We start from the raw sequence: 17689 nt of genomic DNA on the forward strand, positions 1-17689 counted from the left end.
TCCCGGCAGGGGGATGACAGCGAAACGGCAGCGGCGGCGGCCACGGTGGCTCCATGACGCAGACCACCGTTCTCATCGTGGGAGCCGGCCCGACCGGCCTCACCCTCGCCGTCGACCTCGCCCGGCGCGGCGTCGACCTGCTGCTCGTCGACGCCGTCGCCGAACGCCCCGGCTCCCGGGGCAAGGGCCTCCAGCCGCGCACACTGGAGGTCTTCGACGACCTCGGCGTGACCGGCGCGCTCCTCGCCACCGGCGCCGTGTACCCGCCGCTGCGGACCTACCACCGCGGACAGGTCGTGTGGGAGGGGCGCATGCACGAGCCCCGCCTCCCCACCGCCGCCGTGCCGTACCCCATGGTGATCATGCAGCCGCAGTGGCGCACCGAGCGCGTGCTGCGCGAGCGCCTGGCCGGTCTCGGGCACCGGGTACGGCACGGCGCCCGGCTGACCGGGCTCGACCAGGACGAGGACGGCGTCACCGCCGTCCTGGAGGACGGGGAGCGGATCCGCGCCGCGTACCTGGTCGGCGCCGACGGGGGCCGCAGCACGGTCCGCAAGGCGGCCGGCGTCGGCTTCCACGGCGAGACCCGCCCGGCGGAGCGGATGCTGCTCGGCGACGTCACGACCGGCGACCTCGACCGCGACCACTGGCACATGTGGGGCGACCCGGCCACCCGCAGCCTGGACGTCGCCCTCTGCCCGCTGCCCGGAACGGGCGACTTCCAGCTCACCGCCCCCGTTCCCGCCACTGCGGACGGCGAGGAGGATCTTCCCGAGCCGACGCTTGAGACGTTCCAGGCCGTCCTGGACCGGGCCGGGGCCGGCGTCCGCCTCACCGGGGCGGGCTGGACGTCCGTCTACCGGGTGAACATCCGGATGGCCGAGCGGTTCCGCGCCGGACGGGTGTTCCTGGCCGGCGACGCCGCCCACGTGCACTCCCCCGCCGGCGGTCAGGGCCTCAACACCGGGGTGCAGGACGCCTACAACCTCGGCTGGAAGCTGGCCGCCGTCCTCGCCGGCGCCCCCGGCCGCCTGCTCGCCACCTACGAGGAGGAGCGCCTCCCGGTCGCCGCCTCGGTCCTCGGCCTCAGCACCGCCCTGCACGAGAAGGGCACGAAGGGCGACCCCGACGCGCACGTGCGCGACGAGGAGACCCGCCAGCTGCTCCTCGCCTACCCCGGCGGGTTCCTGTGCGAGGGCCCGCGCGGCGGCGAGCGGGTCCCCGACGCCGTCCTCGGCCGGGTCCGCCTCTTCGACGTGCTGCGCGGGCCCCACTTCACGCTGCTGACGTTCGGCGACGCCGCCCCCGATCAGGCGGGCGCGGCCGCCTTACACGGCTCCGCCGTACGGGCGTTCACGGTCGCGCTTCCTGGCCGTACGGGCGACCTGGTGGACGTCGAGGAGCGGCTGCACGAGCACTTCGGCGCGGGGACGGCCGTGCTGGTGCGGCCGGACGGCTACGTGGGCTACCACGGGGCACCCGGAGGGCTGGAGCCGTACCTGTCCCGGGTCCTCGGCCCCCGCTGAGCACCGGCCGCGCACCGGCCGCGCACCGGGCGAGCATCAGTGGGCGGGTCAGGGTCCGGGCGGCGTCCACCGGGCGAACGTGTCCCGCACCTCCTGCGGCGAGCAGGCGAGCGCGCCGGGGTCGGGGGCGGCGGCCGTGACGCGGGGCAGGTGGACCACGACGTCGTAGGCGTCCAGCGGGCTCAGCTCGGCGTAGAAGTCCCCGACGCCCGCGCGCTGCTCGCCCGCGGCCCGGACGGCCTCCGCGTCGGACGGCGACAGCCGCCGCAGGTCGGTCGCGAAGGGGCCGTCGTGGGCGGCGTCCATGAGCGCGTCGAGGCTGCCGGGCCGGGGCGGCCCCAGTTCGGCGAACAGCGTGCCGGTGTAGAAGTCGGCACCGTTGTTGAGGATGTGGCCGGTCCCCGAGGTGGTGCCGACGACCAGGTAGTCCTCGCCGAGGCGGTCGCCCAGGTGCATGCCCAGCGGCGTCACCGGGGGCATGCCGGGCAGGGCCGCCGGCCCGCGCTGGACGTGGCCGTTGTGGGCGGCGAGGACGATCCGCTCCTCCCTGCGCAGGATCCACTCGACGGTGTCCGCCATCGCGTCGTCGCGCGTGAGCATGCCCCCCTGCCGGTCGCCGCGCAGCATCTGGCGGACCAGGGAGTCGGCGGCGACCGTGACCTCCAGCGAGCGCAACGCCCGTTCGTAGGCGTCGGCCGTGGTCCGGCGCAGGTACTCCAGGCGCCGTCCCCGCATGCGCGCGGCGAGGTCGGCGAGGCCCGCCGTCAGCGCGTCCCTCGCCTCCTGGGCGAGCCCCGCGTACGCGGCCAGCGCCTGGGGGGCGGAGAACGCCGACGGCGCCGGGAAGGCGGAGGCGGTCTCGAGGATCTCCGGGCCGATCCGGAACTCCGGGTCGGCCTGGCCGAGGTAGGCGGCCACGGCGTCCAGACCGGGCAGCAGGGACACCATCGAGCCGGGGAGGTCGAGCCCGTAGAAGCCGACCGGGCGGGCGGCGGCGCCGTTCCGCTCCCGCATCCACTCCAGGTGGGCGCGCATCGGCGCCCACAGTCCCATCAGCGAGGTCATGCCGCTGGCCAGGACCGCGCCGAGATCGTCCTCGCCGCCCCGCACCCAGGCGTCGGCCCGCCATCCCTCCACGAACCCCGTCTCCATGACGTAGGCGCCGAACCCGTGCCGTTCGACCAGATGGCGCAGCAGGCGGTGGCGGAGCCGGTAGAACTCGCCGTTGTAGTGCGCGCTCTCGCCGATCGCGACCACCCGCGCGTCGCCGACCGCCTCGTCCAGCCACTCCAGGTCGTCCATGGGCGCGGCCGGGTCCAGCGTGCGCAGCGGCCGCACCGCCTCCCCGCTCAGCCGGCCCATCCCCGTCGAGACGTCCGCGATCATCTCAGGCCCTCCCGATTATTCCCGTTTTTGGGAACAGTACCAGGTTTGGAATCATAGGGGCGTGGACACCCTCGACCTGCTCCTGCACCCGGTGCGCCTGCGCATCGTGCACGCCATGTCAGGCGGCCGTACCCGCACCACCTCCGAACTGTGCGAACGCCTCCCGGACATCCCCAAGACCACCCTGTACCGCCACGTCGGGCTGCTGGTCGAGGGCGGAGTCCTGGAGATCGTCGACGAGCAGCGGGTGCGCGGCGCCGTGGAACGGCACTACCGGCTCCACCGCGACAGGTCGGCCATCGACGCCCGCGCGGGCGCCACGATGTCCCTCGACGACCACCGCCGGGGATTCGCCGCCGCCATGGCCGCCCTGATCGCCGAGTTCAACGCCTACCTCGACCGGCCCGGCGCGGACCCCTACGCCGACTCCGTCGGCTACCGGCAAGCCGTCTTCTGGCTCGACGAGGACGAGATCGCCGAGATGATCGGCGAGATCCAGGCCCTCGTCGCCGCCCGGGCGGGCAACGCCCCCCGAGCCGGCCGGACCCCCCGTCTCATGAGCCTGATCTTCTTCCCGTCCGAGGACCCGTCCGGCGGCCCCGCCCCGGACGGAGCCGAGCCCGCCCCCGGCGCGGGGTGACGCGCGGCATTCCTCGCCCCAGGTGTGGCCGGCGACCCGGCCTGGCGGACCACAGGGACGGACAGGCGAAGGCCGGCCCCCGCCACACGCGGGGGCCGGCCTTCGTCGTGCTCAATGCGCGGCGCGCACCGCCGAAACCAGCCCGCCGGTGCCCTCGTCCTGCTCCGACGGGGTGAGCACTGGACGTCCGTAGGCCTCGGCGCGCTCACGCACGGTGAAGGTCTCCGCCTCCCAACCGAGGCCGCCCAGCCAGCCGACCGGGTCCTCCGGCATCTCCGAGACCCACATCGACGCTGCCGATCCCGGAGTGGCGTCCCCGCGGAAGCGTTCGACCACACCGCGCGAGCCCAGTGTCAGGCCCATCCTGCTGCCTGCGGCGGACAGCGCGCCGACCCGTTCGAGCAGCGACTGCACCGCGTCCTCAGGCAGATAGATCAGCAGTCCCTCGGCGATCCACACCGTCGGCTGCGCCGGATCGTGCCCGGCCGTGGCCAGGGCGCCGGGCCAGTCCTCGCGCAGGTCGACCGGGACGGTGATCCGCTCGCAGCGCGGAACGGCACGCTCCTGATGCAGAACCGAGGCCTTGAAGTCCAGCGGTTCGGCCGTGTCGACCTCGAACAGCCGGGTCCCCGCAGGCCAGTCCATCCGGAAGGCCCTGCTGTCCATCCCGGCTCCGAGCAGCACGACCTGCCGGACGCCGGACGCGACCGCCCGGTCCAGCAGGTCGTCCAGGAACTTCGTCCGGATGACGATCGACAAGGCCACACCGAGCCAGCGGCGCCGCGCCGCCTCGTCCGCGCGCGGGGGCGAGGGCGTCCCGGGGCCTCTCCCGCCGGCCGTGGCGAAGGCCAGCGCCAGCGGGTCCCGGAACAGCGGCTGCTCGCGTGCCGTCTCCATCGCCCTCACCCGGGCCACGCCCACGGCTGTGGCCCACACCCCGGACGGCTCGACCCGTCCCGCCGCGTCAGTCATGCGTTCAGCCTAGGCTGCGGCGGCGTCACACCGGCGCGGTGGGAAACAGCGCTCCGGGGGCAGGTCGGATCGCTGACGACCGGCGTCCTGGAGAATTCATCGAAGAATTCCGGGCGGGGGTGTCGGATCGGGGCGGTGGTGTTCGTGGCAGAGGTGAGGACGCCCACAAGGGGCGGCGCCAAGGCCAAGGAACCACGATCATGAAGCTGACGACCATGACCCAGATCACCCTCGATGGAGTGATGCAGGGAAACGGCGCCGCGTCGGACGAGGACCGCAGGAACGGATTCGAGCGCGGCGGATGGGCCCTGGGAGCGGGTGACGACGAGACCAGGGCGTTCATCACGCAGACCTACCAGCGCGCCGGCGCCTTCCTGTTCGGCCGGCGTACCTACGAGCTGTTCGCCGGCTCCTGGGGAGCAGTCGACACACATCCCATCGGCGTGGCCGTGAACGAGGCCCCCAAGTACGTCGCCTCGACCACGCTCACCGAGCCGCATTGGCAGAACACGACCGTTCTCCGCGGTGACCTTGAAGGTGACCTCGCAGCGGCCGTCAGTGAGCTGAAGGCCAAGCCCGGGGGTGAGCTGCAGGTGCACGGCAGTGGCGTCCTGACCCGGTGGCTGCTGGAGAACGATCTGGTCGACGAGATGACTCTGATCGTGATCCCGGTGATCCTCGGCCAGGGCGCGAGACTGTTCCCGGAGACCGGTCCGGATCTCGCGCTCGACCTGGTCGAGTCGCGGGTCGACACGAAGGGCGTGACGATCCAGGTCCACCGGCCGGCAGGGCGCCCGCGGTACGCGACGGCCTGACGTCCCCGACCACCGTGTCCCGACACCACAGGAGATGATCTGAAGATGCGATACCTGGTTTCCGTGATCGACGACAAGAGCAATCCCGGCAGCACGGACAGGCAGCCCGCCATCGACGCGTTCAACGAACGACTGATCGCCGAGGGCTACTGGGTCTTCGCGGGCGGGCTCGCCGACACCGACGCGGCCACGGTCGTCGACAACCGGGGCGAACAGGCGGTGTTCAGCGACGGACCCTTCGTGGAGTCGAAGGAGTACCTCGCCGGCGTCTGGGTGTGGGAGGCCCCCGATCTGGATGTGGCGCTCACGCTCGCCACCGAGGCGTCGAAGGTCTGCGATCGGAAGATCGAGGTGCGGCCGTTCCTGTGAGCGACGTGGAGGAGGCGATCACTCGGGCCCACCACGACGAGTGGGCACGGGTGGTGGCCGCCCTGACCAGGCGTTTCGGTGACCTCGACATCGCCGAGGAGGCGGCTGCCGAGGCGTTCGCGACCGCCGTGGAGCGGTGGCGGGCCGACGGACCGCCCCCCAACCCGGGCGCGTGGCTGACCACCACCGCCAACCGCAAGGCCATCGACCGGATCCGGCGCGAGAACAAACGCGACGACAAGCACAAGGAGGCTCAGGTGCTGCACAACACCACCCCACCTGAGCCGCTCGGCGCCATCGACGACGACCGGCTCCGGCTGATCTTCACCTGCTGTCACCCGGCGCTGGCGGTGGAGGCGCGCGTGGCGTTGACGCTGCGCATGGTCGGCGGTCTGACCGTGCCCGAGATCGCCCGCGCCTTCCTGGTGCGGGAGACCACCATGGAGCAGCGCATCACCCGGGCGAAGGCCAAGATCAAGGCGGCTCGCATCCCCTACCGGATGCCGTCCGCCGGCGATCTGCCGGCTCGCGTCTCCGCCGTCCTGACCGTCCTGTTCCTCGTCTTCAACGAGGGCTACCTGGCCAGCGGCCCCGGCACCGATCCGGTACGGCACGACCTGACCACCGAGGCGATCCGGCTCACCCGCCTGATCCGCGCGCTCCTGCCGCAGGACGGAGAAGCGGCCGGGCTGCTGGCGCTGATGCTGCTGATCGAGGCGCGCCGCCCCGCGCGGGTCTCGGCCGGCGGCGAACTGGTCCCCCTGGCCGAGCAGGACCGCGGCGCCTGGGACGCGAACCTGATCGCCGAAGGTCACCGGCTGGTGCGCGAGCGCCTCGCCGCTGCCGCCGCCGGGGTGGCTCCGGGCCGCTACCAGATCCTCGCCGCGATCAACGCGGTGCACACCTCCGCCCGCGACATCCGCGACACCGACTGGTCGCAGGTCCTCGCCCTCTACGACCAGCTCGTCCGCCTCGACCCCTCGCCGATCGTCGCCCTCAACCGGGCCGTCGCCGTGGCCGAGCTCGACGGGCCGGAGGTGGCACTGGCCATCGTCGACCGCCTCGCCGAGGCGCTGGACGGCTATCACGCCTACCACGCCGCCCGCGCCGACCTGCTGCGCCGGCTGGGCCGAAGTCAGCAGTCACGCGCGGCCTACGACCGGGCCATCGAGCTGGCCGGCAACACCGGCGAGACCACCTACCTCACCCGCCGCCGCGACCAACTGCGGTAGCGCCCGCGGTTGACGAGCGCAGCCCGGTCTCAGGGGTCGCGGGCACGGAGGTAGGCGTCCAAGGCGGCGGCGCCCCCGAGCATGGCGCGGCCCCGCGCGGACAGGCGGGCCTGCCAGTCGCGCAGGGCCGACTCCAGTGGGGCGACGCCGCCGGCGGAGCGGACCTGCGCGATCAGCGGGGCGATCTGCTCCAGCAGGTAGCCGCCCCGCCTGAGCTGGTGGGCCAGCCGGACGTCCCGTACGTCGGCCGCGCTGTAGACCCGGTAGCCCGTCCGCGGGTCGCGGCGCGGCCGGACCAGTCCGGCGCTCTCCCATTTGCGCAGGGTGGCGGGGCGGAGGCCGAGCCTTCCAGCCAGGGGACCGATGAACGTGTCGCCGCGCTCCTGCGGCACGGGCGCCAGATCGCGGAGCGCGGCCTCGACGGCCTGGAGGGTGCGGCGGTCGTCGAGGAGCCGGCCGTGGCTCTCGTCGATGAGCCGCAGCGCGTCCTCGTCGGCGCCCCGGTTGACCGCCCGCATGATCGCCGTCGCCGTCTGGTGACCGTGCCCGGGCACGAGGGCGAGGAACGCGCGCAGCGCGTGCGCGTGCAGCGGCGTATAGGAGCGATAGCCGTGGACGGTGCGTCCGGCGGCGGGCAGGACGCCGGCGTCCTCGTAGTTCCTGATCGCCTGGGTGGACAGGCCGTGCTCACGCGCCAGGTCCACCGGCCTCATGGGTGCGTCACCGGTTGAAGGTCCATCGCGACGGAGGTGGGATTTTCCGGCAAAAGTTTACACCGAAGGTTCAACGATAGCGTTGAAGGCATGGACATCACGGACACCGCCCGGCCGCTCGACGGCGTGGGCGTCTCGGCCTTCCTGCGGTCGCTTCCCGCTGAGCCCCTGCTGCTCGGCCTGGGCGAGGCCAGGCACTTCGTGGGGGAGCTGGGCGAGCTGCGCAACGAGGTCTTCCGCCATCTGGTCGAGCATGAGGGCTACCGGGCGTTCGCCATCGAGAGCGACTGCCTGATGGGCCTCCTCGTGGACGACCACATCACGACGGGCGCGGGCACGCTCGACGACGTCATGACACGCGGCTTCAGCCACGGCTTCGGCGCGTCACCTGCCAACCGGGAGCTCGTACGCTGGATGCGGGCGTACAACGAGGAACACGAGGACAAGATCCGGTTCTTCGGGTTCGACGGCCCGCTGGAGTACTGGGCGGCGAGCCCGCGCCAGGCGCTCACCGCCCTCCACGCCCTCCTCCAGAGCCCGCTGCCCCGTACGGTGGTGACCACGGAGACGCTGGACACGCTGCTCGGCCCAGACGACCGGTGGGCGAACGAGGCCACGGCCATGGATCCGTCCCAGTCGATCGGCCGATCCGCCGACGCCCAGCGACTGCGGCTGATCGCCGACGACCTGGTGGCGCTGCTCGAGACGCAGGCGCCGCAGCTGAGCCCCGAAGATCGGGAACGGGCGGCGCTGTACGGGCGCACCGCCACCGGCCTGCTCCGCTACCACTACTGGATGGCCGACGCGTCCACGGCGCGGTGGGCCCGGCTGTCGGCCCTGCGGGACGCGATGATGGCCGCCAACCTGCGTGCCGTCGCCGAGCACGGCCCGGCCCTGGTCTTCGCGAGCAACCTCCACCTGCAGCGGAACAAGAGCGTGATGCCGTTCGGCGACCAGCGGCTGGAGTGGTGGAGCGCCGGCGCGATCACCGCGACGCACCTGGGCGACCGGTACGCCTTCCTGGCCTCGGCCCTCGGCACCGTCGGCGACGACACCCCGCCCCCGGAGACCCTCGAAGGCATCCTGTCCACGCTCCCCTGGGACCGCTCTGTCGTCGATCCCCGCCGCCTGGCCGAGGCGATCCCGGAACCCGCCCCGCGCATCTCCCGCGATTTCGCCTATTTCCCCCTGGACCCGTCCCAGCTCGACATGATCGACGGCGTCGTCTTCCTCAACCAGGCTCTCAAGCTGGGGTGACAGGCGGGTGCGTCAGGGACGCTCCTGGTCCTGGACCGGGTGCCGCCGCGGGTCCCGGTCCGCTGCGAGGCTCCCGAGGATCGCCAGGAGCTCGGCGCTGCGGCTGCCGGGCTCGGCGTGGCTGACGACCAGGACGAGCCCGTCGGTCCCGCCGATCGTGAACTTGTTCGACTGCAGATCGACGTCACCGACCTGCGGGTGGGTCAGCCGGCTCACCCGGCCCTTCTTCGGCTGCACGTCGTGGCGGGCCCACAGCTGCCGGAACAGGGCGCTGCGCACCGACAGCTCGCCCACCAGATCCACCAGCCGCGGATCGTCGACGTCCGGCCCCACATTCGCCCGCAGGGTGGCGACCCCCTCGGCCACCGTCTCCTCCCAGTCGCGCCGCAGCTCCCGTTCCGCCGGATCCAGGAACACGGCCCGAAGGATGTTCACCCCCACGGCGTAGTTGGGCGACAACGCCGTCGCCAGCGCGTTGACCGCGAGGATGTTGGAAAACCTGTCCTGGACGTACGACGGGTTGGCCGTCCACCCCTCCATCAGCTGGACGACGCTCGGCGGCACCCGCTCCGGCGCCGGGAACGCCCGCCTCCGCGAGGGCGCCCGTCCCCGGCCCGGCTGGGACGACCGGGCCAGCTCGATCAGGTACGCCGTCGCGTCCGCGTCCAGCAGCAGCACCCGCGCGAGCGCGTCGAGGACCTGCACGGACGGGTTGCGGTCGCGGCCCTGCTCCAGCCGCAGATAGTAGTCCGAGCTGATGCCGGCGAGCATCGCGACCTCCTCCCGGCGCAACCCCGGGACCCGCCGCAGCCCTCCCCCGGCGATCCCCGCGTCCTCCGGCCGGACCAGCTGCCGCCGGGCCCGCAGGAACTCACCCAGCGCGTTCGTGCCGTCCATGCCCTCCACCGTAGTTCCGTTCTCCCGCGGGTGCCTGTGCCCTGGCACTCCCAGGAACGACGGGGCACTCCCACAGGAACGGAGGACGCCGCACAGTGAACACGTCCCGGCCACCCGGGCATCACCGCATCACGACCATCTCGACCGCATCTCGCCGACGAAAGGCACACCATGACCACCAGCGTTCCCGGCGGAACCCTCACGCTCGCCGACGACCTGACCATCACCCGCATGGGCTACGGCGCGATGCAGCTGGCGGGTCCCGGGGTGTTCGGCCCGCCGAAGGACAAAGACGAGGCGATCGCCGTGCTGCGGACGGCGGTCGAACTCGGGGTGACGCACATCGACACGAGCGACTTCTACGGCCCAGCCGTGGTCAACGAGCTGATCCGGGAGGCTCTCCACCCCTACCCGGCCGGCCTGCGCATCGTCACCAAGGTCGGCGCGCGGCGCGGCGACGACGGCAGCTGGCTGTTCTCCCGCGAACCGGCGGACCTCAAGGCGCAGGTCCACGAGAACCTCGACCACCTCGGCCTGGACGTCCTCGACGTGGTCAACCTCCGCGCCGGCACCGCTGAGGGCACCGACGAGACCTCCATCGCCGAACAGTTCACCGCCCTCGCCGAGCTCAGGCAGCAGGGACTGATCCGCCACCTCGGCCTCAGCGGCGTCACGGAGGCCCAGCTCACGGAGGCGCAGACGATCGCGCCGGTCGTCACCGTCCAGAACCTCTACAACATCGCCAACCGCCACGACGACGCCCTCGTCGACCGGTGCGCCGCCGACGGCATCGCCTACGCCGCCTTCTTCCCCCTGGGCGGATACACCCCGCTCCAGTCGGAGACGCTCGCGGGCGTGGCGTCCCGGCTCGGCGCCACCCCCCAGCAGGTCGCCCTCGCCTGGCTGCTGCGCCGCTCCCCCACCATCGTCCTGATCCCGGGGACCTCGTCGGTCGCCCACCTCCGCGAGAACGTCGCCGCCGCCGGCCTCACCCTCCCGGCTGACGCGCTCGCCGAACTCGACGCCATCGGCGGATAGCCCGCGACCGGTGTGTGCGCCGCCTGATCAGGCCTGCCCGGCCAGCAGGTCCTCCGGATGCGCCAGCCCGGCACCCCGGGCCAGCGCCTCCCGGCAGCCGGCCTCGCCCAGCCCCGCGGCCGCCTTCGCCACCACCGCCAGCACCTCCGGATCCGCGGTCCCCGCCGTATCCGCGAGCCCGCGCAACGCCTGCGCCGCCCCTGCCAGCGCCGCCGCCCGCGCCGGGTCCTCGGCGAACACGACGGCCGCCGCCTCCAGCACCGCCGCGCGCACCGTCGCGTCTCCCGACGGCCCCGACAACTCCACCGCCCTGCGCATCCACTCCCGCGCCCCCGCCGCGTCCCCCCGCGCGGCCCGGACCCGGCCCATCTCCATCCGCACCAGCGCCGCCAACTGCGGCGGCGCCCCCGCCCGGCCCTCCAGCAGCCCCAGCGCCTCGGCCAGCAACGGCTCCGCCTCCTCCGGCCGCCCCCGCCGCCGCGCCACCTCCCCCAGCGCATGCCGCACCCGGCCCACCGCCACCGGATCCGCCAACCGCTCCGCGACCTCGCCCACCCGCCGCAACTCCGCCGCCGCCCCCTCGACGTCCCCCGCGCACGCCCGCAGCCGCCCCAGCCGCACCCGCAACATGACCGGCCCGGGCAGACCCTCCCCACCCCCGATCACCTCGGCCAGCGCCGCCGCCTCCTCCTGCAGCGCCAGCGCCCCCGCCGCGTCCCCCCGGTTCTCCACCACGAACGACAACCAGTAATGCGCCAGGGCCAGCCCCCACCGATCCCCCAGACCGCCGAACACGCCGAGCGCCTCCCGCAGCCGCGCCTCCGCCGCCCCCTCGCCCGGCCGGCCGTACTCGAACTCCACGATCCCGCCCACCAGCAGCGCCGTCGCCCGCTTCCATGCGTCCGGATGCCCCTCGAACCGCTCCACCGCCGCAGCCGCCCGCCGCCTGATCTCCCCGGCCCCACCCGCGTACGCGGTCGCCCCCATCCACGACCACAGCGCCGCCGGGTGGCCCGACTCCTCCACCACCCGCAACGCCCGCTCGGCCCCCGGTGTCCCGTTCACCAGGTACGGATCACCGGGCGCCACCAGCGCGCACAGCGCGTGGGCCACCTCCAGGCCCTCCGGCGCGACGCCCCCCACCACCCCGAGCACCGCCCGGGCCCGCTCGGCCGCCTCCCTCCTGCGCCCCCGCATCATCCACGACCAGAACCGGGCCATCATCATCCGCAGCGCCGCCCGCCCGTCGCCCGACGCCAGCGCCAGTTCCAGCGCCGCGTCCAGATCGCCCCGCTCCGCGTCCAGCACCGCCAGCACCCGCGACTGCTCCCGGCCCCGAAGCAGCGGCTCGACCGCCTCCGCCACCTCCAGGAAATGCCGCGCGTGCCGCGCCCGCGTCTCGTCCGCCTCGCCCGACTCCACCAGACGCTCGGCCGCGTACGACCGGACCGTCTCCAGCAACCGGTACCGGATCTCCGCCGCCCGCTCCACCACCACGACCAGCGACTTGTCCGCCAGCGAGGCCAGCAGGGCCGGCACCCGCGCCCCGCCGCCGCACACCCGGCCGACCGACTCGGCCGTCACACCGCCCGCGAACACCGACAGCCGCCGCAGCAGAGCCTGCTCCTCCGGGTCGAGCAGATCCCAGCTCCAGCCGATCACCGCGCGCAGCGTCCGGTGCCGCGGCTCCGCCGTACGGCCCCCGCGGAACGCCAGCCGCCCGCCCAGCCCCTCCACCAGCCGCGGCAGCGGCATCGACCGCAGCCGCGCCGCCGCGAGCTCGATCGCCAGCGGCATCCCGTCCAACTCCCGGCACACCCGCACCACGTCGGCCACGCCCGCGTCGTCCACCGCGAACCCCGGCCGCACCGCCGCCGCCCGGTCGGCGAACAGCGCCACCGCCCCGCACGCCCGCGCCTCCTCCACCGTCGCCCCGACCGCCGGAAGCTCCAGCGGGAGCACCGGATGCAGGTGCTCGCCCGGGATGTCCAGCGCCTCACGGCCCGTCGCCAGGATCCGCAGCCCCGGCACACCCGCCAGCAGCCGCCCCGCCACCCGCGCCGCCTCCGCCACGACGTGCTCGCAGTTGTCCAGCACCACCACGCCGCCGAACCCCCGGAGATCCGCGACGAGCGCCTCCAGCGCGTCCCGCCGCCCGTCCCCGACCCCCGGCGCGGGCAGCGGCAACATCGCCCGCACGGCCGCGGCCACCCCCGCCGGATCGGTGACCGGCGCCAGCTCCACCAGCCACACCTCCCCCGCGAGCCCCCGCGCCGCCTCGACCGCCAGACGCGTCTTCCCCGCGCCGCCCGGACCGGTGAGCGTCACCAGCCGCGCCCTCCCCAGCAGCTCGCGCACCCGCAGGACGTCGGCCCGCCTGCCCACGAAGCTCGTCACCGCGGCCGGCAGGTTCCCCTCCCGTACGGGCGGGCCCGCCCCGTCCTCCCGCAGCGCCGCCAGATGGGCCTCCCGCAGCTCCGGCCCCGGATCCACGCCCAGCTCGTCGGCCAGCCGCCGCCTGATCCGCTCGAACGCCGCGAGGGCGTCCGCCCGCCGCCCGCCCGCGAGCAGCGCCCGCACCCGCAGCGCGTGGAGCGGCTCCCGCAGCGGATGGGCGGCCACCGCCTCCTCGATCTCGGCGATCAGCTCCTCCGGCGCCGGAACTCCCGCACGCCTGCCCGGCCGTACGGCGAGGTCGGCCGCGATCCTGCCCTCCAGGGCGACGGCCCGCAGCTCGTCCAGCCGGGCCGCGGGCGCCGTCGCGAACGGCAGGCCGGCCACGTCGGCCAGCGCCGGCCCCCGCCACAGGGACAGCGCCCGCCGCAGCAGCGACCCCGCCTCCACCGGATCGGCCGACGTCGCCCGCCCGGCACGGGTGAGCCGCTCGAACTCCCAGGCGTCCACGGCCTCCCGCGGCACGTCCAGCAGGTATCCCGACGGATGGGACCTCACCAGCCCCGGCGCCTGCCGCCGGAGCCGCGACACCAGCGACTGGAGCGCGGCCGGCGGATGCTCGGGCGTGTCGTCCGGCCACAGGTCCTCCGCCAGGCGCTCGTACGTGACCACCCGTCCCGGGTCGAGAGCCAGCCGTACCAGCAGGGCGCGCACGCGGGCGCCGCCGATCTCCGCGCCGGACACCGACAGCGTCCCCAGGATCCCGATTCGCATGGCCTCGCCCATTCTCGTTAATGGGGTGAAGGGGTGGATGGTCGGTTTTCGCTACAACCCGGCGCCTTTACAAAGTAGATTCATCGTAGGATCACGGGTGATGAACACGCCCGCGGTCCCCGAGCGGCGCCCCGCCGAGCAGCCTCCTCGCGACCCGTACCAGGTGTACCTGGACGGCCTGCCCTCCCCCGAGTCGCGCCGGACCATGCGCGGCTGCCTCGACCGCGTCGCCCGCCTCATCACCGGCGACCCCGACGCCACCGGGGCCGGCCAGCCGTGGGAGCTGCTGCGGTACGAGCACACGGTCCGGCTGCGCACGCTCATGCGGGAACAGGGCTGGTCCCCCTCCCACGTGAACAAGCACCTCGTGGCGCTGCGTCGCGTGCTCAAGGAGGCCTGGCGGCTCGGCCTGATGACAGGTGAGGACTACCAGCGGGCCGCCGACCTGCCGGCCTACGCCCACACCCGCGTCCCCGCCGGGCGGCACGTGGAGGCCGACGCCCTGGCGGCCGCGCTGGGCGGGTGCGACGACGACCACTCCCCCGCCGGGCGGCGCGACGGCGCGCTGCTGGCCGCCCTCTACTCCACCGGCTGCCGGCGCGCCGAGGTGGCCGGGCTCACGTTCGCCGACTTCGACCCGGCGGCACGCTCGTTGCGCGTGCGCGGCAAGGGCGACAAGGAACGCCTCGTCTACCTCACCCCGGAGGCCGCCGACAGGCTGGAGCTGTGGCTGTCGGTGCGCGGGCGGGCCGACGGGCCGCTGTTCTGCCCCATCAACAAGGCGGGCCGGCTCCGGCTGTCGCACATGACCGGGCAGGCCGTGGCCGACATCGTCTCCCGGCGCCTGGCCGCCGCGGGCGCCTCGCCGCGGACGCCGCACGACTTCCGGCGGACGTTCATCGGCGAGCTCCTCGACGCCGGCGTGGACCTGGCGACCGCCCAGGCCCTCGTCGGCCACGCCTCCCCCGCCACCACCGCCCGCTACGACCGGCGTCCGGAGCGGCGCCGCCGGGAGGCCGTCGACCGGCTCCGCCTGCCCGGCGTCCCGGGCCGCTAGGCGCCCGACGTGATCAGACGGGTGACGGTCGTGGTCACCCATCGCTCGTAGCCGTCCGCGGTCCAGCCGATCATGCCTCTGGCCAGCAGGTACGTCTCCGCGTGGATGAGCACCGCGGTGGTGTCGGTCAGCCACTCCAGGTCGAGGCCCCCGGGAAGGAGCCCGTCGGCGTCCATCCGCGTCCAGAACTCGGCGACGGCCTCGCGGGTGGCCTCGCGGCCCGCCTGGGCGGCGGCGGCCAGGTCGGGTTCGACGACGGCCGCCTGCAGAGCGACGGCGAGGATGTCGCCCGAGCGTTCCATCATCCGACGGGTGCCCGCGGCCAGGGCGGTGATCCGCTCGGCGGCGGTGGGCGCGGTGCGCGCGGCGACGAACCAGGGGCGCGCGGCCACCTCGACGGGTGCGGCGTCCCCGGCGAAGGCGACGTCCACGGCACGTTTGAGCAGGGCGGCCTTGGTGCCGAAGCGGACGTACAGGGTGCGGGCCGCGACGCCCGCGTGCTCGGCGACGGCGGTCAGCGTGGTGGCGGCGTAGCCGTGCTGGAGGAACAGCTCGGTGGCGGCGCGCAGGATCTTGTCCTCGGTCTCGGCGACGCGGGCGGCGCGCAGGTCGCGCTTGACGGGGTCCGACATGAGATGCAGTATAACTGCATTGATGCAGTCTGACTGCAAGGAGGGGACCGTGTCCGACATCCCACGCCTCGACGGGGTGCACCATCTCAAGCTCCCCGTCACCGACCTGGACCGTTCCCTTGAGTGGTACCGGTCCCGGCTCGGCTACCAGGTCGCCCTCGAGTTCGTCGAGCAGGGCGTCCTCATGGGGTACGCCCTCACCCATCCCGACGGCGGCCCGATGCTCGGGTTGCGCCTGGATCCCGAGAAGGCCAAAGCGGCGGCCGGGTTCGACTACTTCTCGATCGGCGTGCCCGACAAGGCCGGCATCGACGCCCTGGCCGAGCACCTGACCGCGTTCGGCGAGGCCCACGCGGGCGTCCACGCCGCCCACATCGGCTGGATCCTGCCTCTCCTGCACGACCCCGACGGCCACGAGGTCCGCTTCTACACCACGACCGGCCTCGACGACCCCGGCGAGAGCGCCGCCGGGCCCGCATGAACGTCGCCGGGAACGCCGGCGGCCGGCCCGGGTTCAGCCGTTGTGGACGTACGGGGTGGTGGTCGTGAGCGGGACGAACCCGAGCCGCCGCAGGATCGGGCGGCTCTGGCCGGTGGCGTCCACCTGGAGGTAGCGGTATCCACGGTCGGCGGCGATGCGGGCGCGAACCGCCACGAGGGCCCGGTACAGGCCCCGGCCGCGCCAGGCCGGGACGGTCCCGCCGCCCCACAAACCGGCGAACGGGGTGCCCGGGTGCATCTCCAGGCGCGCCGCCGCCACGGGCTCCCCTCCGGCCACGGCCACGACGGCCGCGACGGTGCCGGGCAGTCCGGCGAGCTGGTCGAGCAGCCGCCGCCTGATCCGGTCGCCGTCGGTGCCGAAGACCTCCTCGTGCACGCGGCCCACGAGATCCGCGCCCGCCTCGTCGGCGACCGGCCACACCTCGACGCCTACGGGCGGCTCGGCCTCGGTGGACACGGCGCCGATGGGGGCGACCATGAGGGTCTCCTCCGGCTCGGCGACGAAGCCCGCCGCCCGCAGCCGCGCGGCGAGGTCGTCGGGCCGGTCGTGGGCGTAGAGCTTCCATTCGAAGCCGCGGCCGAGGGACGCGTAGTAGCGCACCTGCTCGGCGATGGCCGCGTCGGCGCCGGCCCGGTCGAGCCGGGACCACAGGACGCCGTTCCAGCCGTGCTCCCCCGCGACCTGGCGGACGACGTCCCCGACCCGTTCGACCCGCGCCCCGGGGTCGTCGGGCGGTGCGTCACGCCTCATCGACCGGTCGTACAGAGCCAGCACCGCTTCGCGATCCACCCGCCCACTCCACCAGTCGCCGTACGGCCCGGCAACCGCTTTTCGGTCAGCGGGGGGCGTGGAGGCGGTAGAGCACGTGCCGCCGCAGCGGACTGTCGTCGAAAAGGGCGGGGTGGTCGAAGTCCTCCGCCGGGTCGTGGGTCATGCCGAGCCTGCGCATCACGGCCTGGGACCGCAGGTTGGACACGGCTGTGAACGAGACGACCTCCGTCAGGCCGGCGCGGCCGAACCCGTCCGCCAGCGCGGCACGGGCCGCCTCGGTGGCGTAGCCGTGCCCCCAGGCGGATCGGGCGAGCCGCCAGCCGATCTCCACGCACGGCGTGAAGTGCGCGGTGAACCGGGGCACCGAAAGGCCGGTGAACCCGATGAACTCTCCGCCGGCCTCCACAGCCCACAGGCCGAACCCGTGCTCCTCGAACCCCTCCTCGACGCGGTCGGCGAGGGCGTCGCTCTGCTCGCGGCTGAGCGGGGCCGGGAAGTGTTCCATCACCGCCGGATCGGCGTTGAGCGCGGCGAACGGCTTCCGATCGGCGGCGCGCCAGCGCCGCAGCAGGAGCCGTCCGGTGGCGATCGTCGTCGTGCCCATTGGCGCACCGTACCCCGTGCCGGCGGGGTCGTCCTCCGGCCGTGTGCAGGATGACGCCGGCCCGAGCGCCCCCACGTGTCGCGGGGGACGCTCGGGCCGGTCGGTCGTTC

At 74.1% G+C, this 17689-nt stretch carries 17 protein-coding genes; 9 read left to right on the forward strand and 8 right to left on the reverse strand.

Annotation, left to right across the window (positions count from 1 at the left end; all coding sequences use genetic code 11):
- The first annotated feature begins 53 nt into the window (after positions 1 to 53).
- Positions 54 to 1526, forward strand: a complete 1473-nt coding sequence (locus Mco01_RS29925; protein ID WP_204060207.1) for an FAD-dependent monooxygenase — start codon at positions 54 to 56, stop codon at positions 1524 to 1526.
- Between the two features lie 48 nt (positions 1527 to 1574).
- On the opposite strand, the gene Mco01_RS29930 is transcribed toward Mco01_RS29925, so the two are convergent.
- The gene (locus Mco01_RS29930; RefSeq protein WP_239104002.1) at positions 1575 to 2912 is read right to left on the reverse strand and encodes an erythromycin esterase family protein; all 1338 of its coding nucleotides are present in this window, start codon (positions 2910 to 2912) and stop codon (positions 1575 to 1577) included.
- A 61-nt stretch (positions 2913 to 2973) separates the two neighbouring features.
- Between Mco01_RS29930 and Mco01_RS29935 the strand changes: the two genes are divergently transcribed.
- Entirely contained in the window at positions 2974 to 3552 is a 579-nt protein-coding gene (locus Mco01_RS29935; RefSeq protein ID WP_239104003.1) for a helix-turn-helix domain-containing protein, read from the forward strand.
- 111 nt (positions 3553 to 3663) lie between these two features.
- Here Mco01_RS29935 and Mco01_RS29940 read toward each other — a convergent pair whose 3' ends face one another.
- Positions 3664 to 4524, reverse strand: a complete 861-nt coding sequence (locus Mco01_RS29940) for a class I SAM-dependent methyltransferase (protein ID WP_204060210.1) — start codon at positions 4522 to 4524, stop codon at positions 3664 to 3666.
- A gap of 200 nt (positions 4525 to 4724) precedes the next feature.
- On the opposite strand from Mco01_RS29940, the gene Mco01_RS29945 reads away from it, so the two are divergent.
- The 3 genes from Mco01_RS29945 to Mco01_RS29955 are packed head-to-tail and all read left to right on the forward strand — an operon-like array spanning position 4725 to position 6940.
- The gene (locus Mco01_RS29945; protein ID WP_204060211.1) at positions 4725 to 5339 is read left to right on the forward strand and encodes a dihydrofolate reductase family protein; all 615 of its coding nucleotides are present in this window, start codon (positions 4725 to 4727) and stop codon (positions 5337 to 5339) included.
- A 45-nt stretch (positions 5340 to 5384) separates the two neighbouring features.
- Positions 5385 to 5708, forward strand: coding sequence for a YciI family protein (locus Mco01_RS29950; protein ID WP_204060212.1), 324 nt, complete (start codon positions 5385 to 5387; stop codon positions 5706 to 5708).
- Positions 5705 to 6940, forward strand: a complete 1236-nt coding sequence (locus Mco01_RS29955) for an RNA polymerase sigma factor (protein WP_204060213.1) — start codon at positions 5705 to 5707, stop codon at positions 6938 to 6940. Before Mco01_RS29950 ends, Mco01_RS29955 begins: the two co-directional genes overlap by 4 nt.
- Positions 6941 to 6969: 29 nt before the next feature.
- On the opposite strand, the gene Mco01_RS29960 is transcribed toward Mco01_RS29955, so the two are convergent.
- Positions 6970 to 7653 carry a TioE family transcriptional regulator gene (locus Mco01_RS29960; RefSeq protein ID WP_204060214.1) on the reverse strand — a complete coding sequence of 228 codons (684 nt, stop codon included), beginning with the start codon at positions 7651 to 7653 and terminating at the stop codon, positions 6970 to 6972.
- 90 nt (positions 7654 to 7743) lie between these two features.
- Between Mco01_RS29960 and Mco01_RS29965 the strand changes: the two genes are divergently transcribed.
- Positions 7744 to 8910 carry an erythromycin esterase family protein gene (locus Mco01_RS29965; RefSeq protein ID WP_204060215.1) on the forward strand — a complete coding sequence of 389 codons (1167 nt, stop codon included), beginning with the start codon at positions 7744 to 7746 and terminating at the stop codon, positions 8908 to 8910.
- 12 nt (positions 8911 to 8922) lie between these two features.
- Here the strand turns inward: Mco01_RS29965 and Mco01_RS29970 are convergent, their stop codons facing one another.
- A complete protein-coding gene (locus Mco01_RS29970) occupies positions 8923 to 9807 on the reverse strand; it encodes a helix-turn-helix domain-containing protein (protein WP_204060216.1) in 885 nt (294 codons plus the stop codon).
- A 171-nt stretch (positions 9808 to 9978) separates the two neighbouring features.
- Here Mco01_RS29970 and Mco01_RS29975 point away from each other — a divergent pair, with 171 nt between their 5' ends.
- Complete coding sequence (locus Mco01_RS29975; protein WP_204060217.1) at positions 9979 to 10845, forward strand: oxidoreductase; 867 nt, start codon at positions 9979 to 9981, stop codon at positions 10843 to 10845.
- Between the two features lie 27 nt (positions 10846 to 10872).
- Here Mco01_RS29975 and Mco01_RS39915 read toward each other — a convergent pair whose 3' ends face one another.
- Positions 10873 to 14013 carry an ATP-binding protein gene (locus Mco01_RS39915; RefSeq protein ID WP_204060218.1) on the reverse strand — a complete coding sequence of 1047 codons (3141 nt, stop codon included), beginning with the start codon at positions 14011 to 14013 and terminating at the stop codon, positions 10873 to 10875.
- Between the two features lie 100 nt (positions 14014 to 14113).
- Here Mco01_RS39915 and Mco01_RS29985 point away from each other — a divergent pair, with 100 nt between their 5' ends.
- On the forward strand, positions 14114 to 15070 hold the full coding sequence (locus Mco01_RS29985) for a tyrosine-type recombinase/integrase (RefSeq protein ID WP_204060219.1): 957 nt from the start codon (positions 14114 to 14116) through the stop codon (positions 15068 to 15070).
- On the opposite strand, the gene Mco01_RS29990 is transcribed toward Mco01_RS29985, so the two are convergent.
- The gene (locus Mco01_RS29990) at positions 15067 to 15702 is read right to left on the reverse strand and encodes a TetR/AcrR family transcriptional regulator (RefSeq protein ID WP_204060220.1); all 636 of its coding nucleotides are present in this window, start codon (positions 15700 to 15702) and stop codon (positions 15067 to 15069) included. The two genes, Mco01_RS29985 and Mco01_RS29990, sit on opposite strands and share 4 nt — an antisense overlap.
- A 49-nt stretch (positions 15703 to 15751) precedes the next feature.
- Here Mco01_RS29990 and Mco01_RS29995 point away from each other — a divergent pair, with 49 nt between their 5' ends.
- On the forward strand, positions 15752 to 16183 hold the full coding sequence (locus tag Mco01_RS29995; RefSeq protein WP_239104004.1) for a VOC family protein: 432 nt from the start codon (positions 15752 to 15754) through the stop codon (positions 16181 to 16183).
- 33 nt (positions 16184 to 16216) lie between these two features.
- Here the strand turns inward: Mco01_RS29995 and Mco01_RS39920 are convergent, their stop codons facing one another.
- Both Mco01_RS39920 and Mco01_RS30005 read right to left on the reverse strand, forming a co-directional pair.
- Positions 16217 to 16993: a GNAT family N-acetyltransferase gene (locus tag Mco01_RS39920; RefSeq protein ID WP_204060222.1), complete on the reverse strand. Its 777-nt coding sequence runs from the start codon at positions 16991 to 16993 to the stop codon at positions 16217 to 16219.
- 46 nt (positions 16994 to 17039) lie between these two features.
- Complete coding sequence (locus Mco01_RS30005; protein ID WP_204060223.1) at positions 17040 to 17579, reverse strand: GNAT family N-acetyltransferase; 540 nt, start codon at positions 17577 to 17579, stop codon at positions 17040 to 17042.
- Positions 17580 to 17689 lie beyond the last annotated feature (110 nt).

This window comes from Microbispora corallina (genome assembly GCF_016863035.1).
Lineage (GTDB): Bacteria > Actinomycetota > Actinomycetes > Streptosporangiales > Streptosporangiaceae > Microbispora > Microbispora corallina.

Bases quoted from the DNA above. Each gene is read 5' to 3' on its own strand.
- Mco01_RS29925 (WP_204060207.1), top strand. From the start codon at position 54: ATGACGCAGACCACCGTTCTCATCGTGGGAGCCGGCCCGACCGGCCTC.
- Mco01_RS29930 (WP_239104002.1), bottom strand. From the start codon at position 2,912: ATGATCGCGGACGTCTCGACGGGGATGGGCCGGCTGAGCGGGGAGGCG.
- Mco01_RS29940 (WP_204060210.1), bottom strand. From the start codon at position 4,524: ATGACTGACGCGGCGGGACGGGTCGAGCCGTCCGGGGTGTGGGCCACA.
- Mco01_RS29945 (WP_204060211.1), top strand. From the start codon at position 4,725: ATGAAGCTGACGACCATGACCCAGATCACCCTCGATGGAGTGATGCAG.
- Mco01_RS29950 (WP_204060212.1), top strand. From the start codon at position 5,385: ATGCGATACCTGGTTTCCGTGATCGACGACAAGAGCAATCCCGGCAGC.
- Mco01_RS29960 (WP_204060214.1), bottom strand. From the start codon at position 7,653: ATGAGGCCGGTGGACCTGGCGCGTGAGCACGGCCTGTCCACCCAGGCG.
- Mco01_RS29965 (WP_204060215.1), top strand. From the start codon at position 7,744: ATGGACATCACGGACACCGCCCGGCCGCTCGACGGCGTGGGCGTCTCG.
- Mco01_RS29970 (WP_204060216.1), bottom strand. From the start codon at position 9,807: ATGGACGGCACGAACGCGCTGGGTGAGTTCCTGCGGGCCCGGCGGCAG.
- Mco01_RS29975 (WP_204060217.1), top strand. From the start codon at position 9,979: ATGACCACCAGCGTTCCCGGCGGAACCCTCACGCTCGCCGACGACCTG.
- Mco01_RS39915 (WP_204060218.1), bottom strand. From the start codon at position 14,013: ATGCGAATCGGGATCCTGGGGACGCTGTCGGTGTCCGGCGCGGAGATC.
- Mco01_RS29985 (WP_204060219.1), top strand. From the start codon at position 14,114: ATGAACACGCCCGCGGTCCCCGAGCGGCGCCCCGCCGAGCAGCCTCCT.
- Mco01_RS29990 (WP_204060220.1), bottom strand. From the start codon at position 15,702: ATGTCGGACCCCGTCAAGCGCGACCTGCGCGCCGCCCGCGTCGCCGAG.
- Mco01_RS30005 (WP_204060223.1), bottom strand. From the start codon at position 17,579: ATGGGCACGACGACGATCGCCACCGGACGGCTCCTGCTGCGGCGCTGG.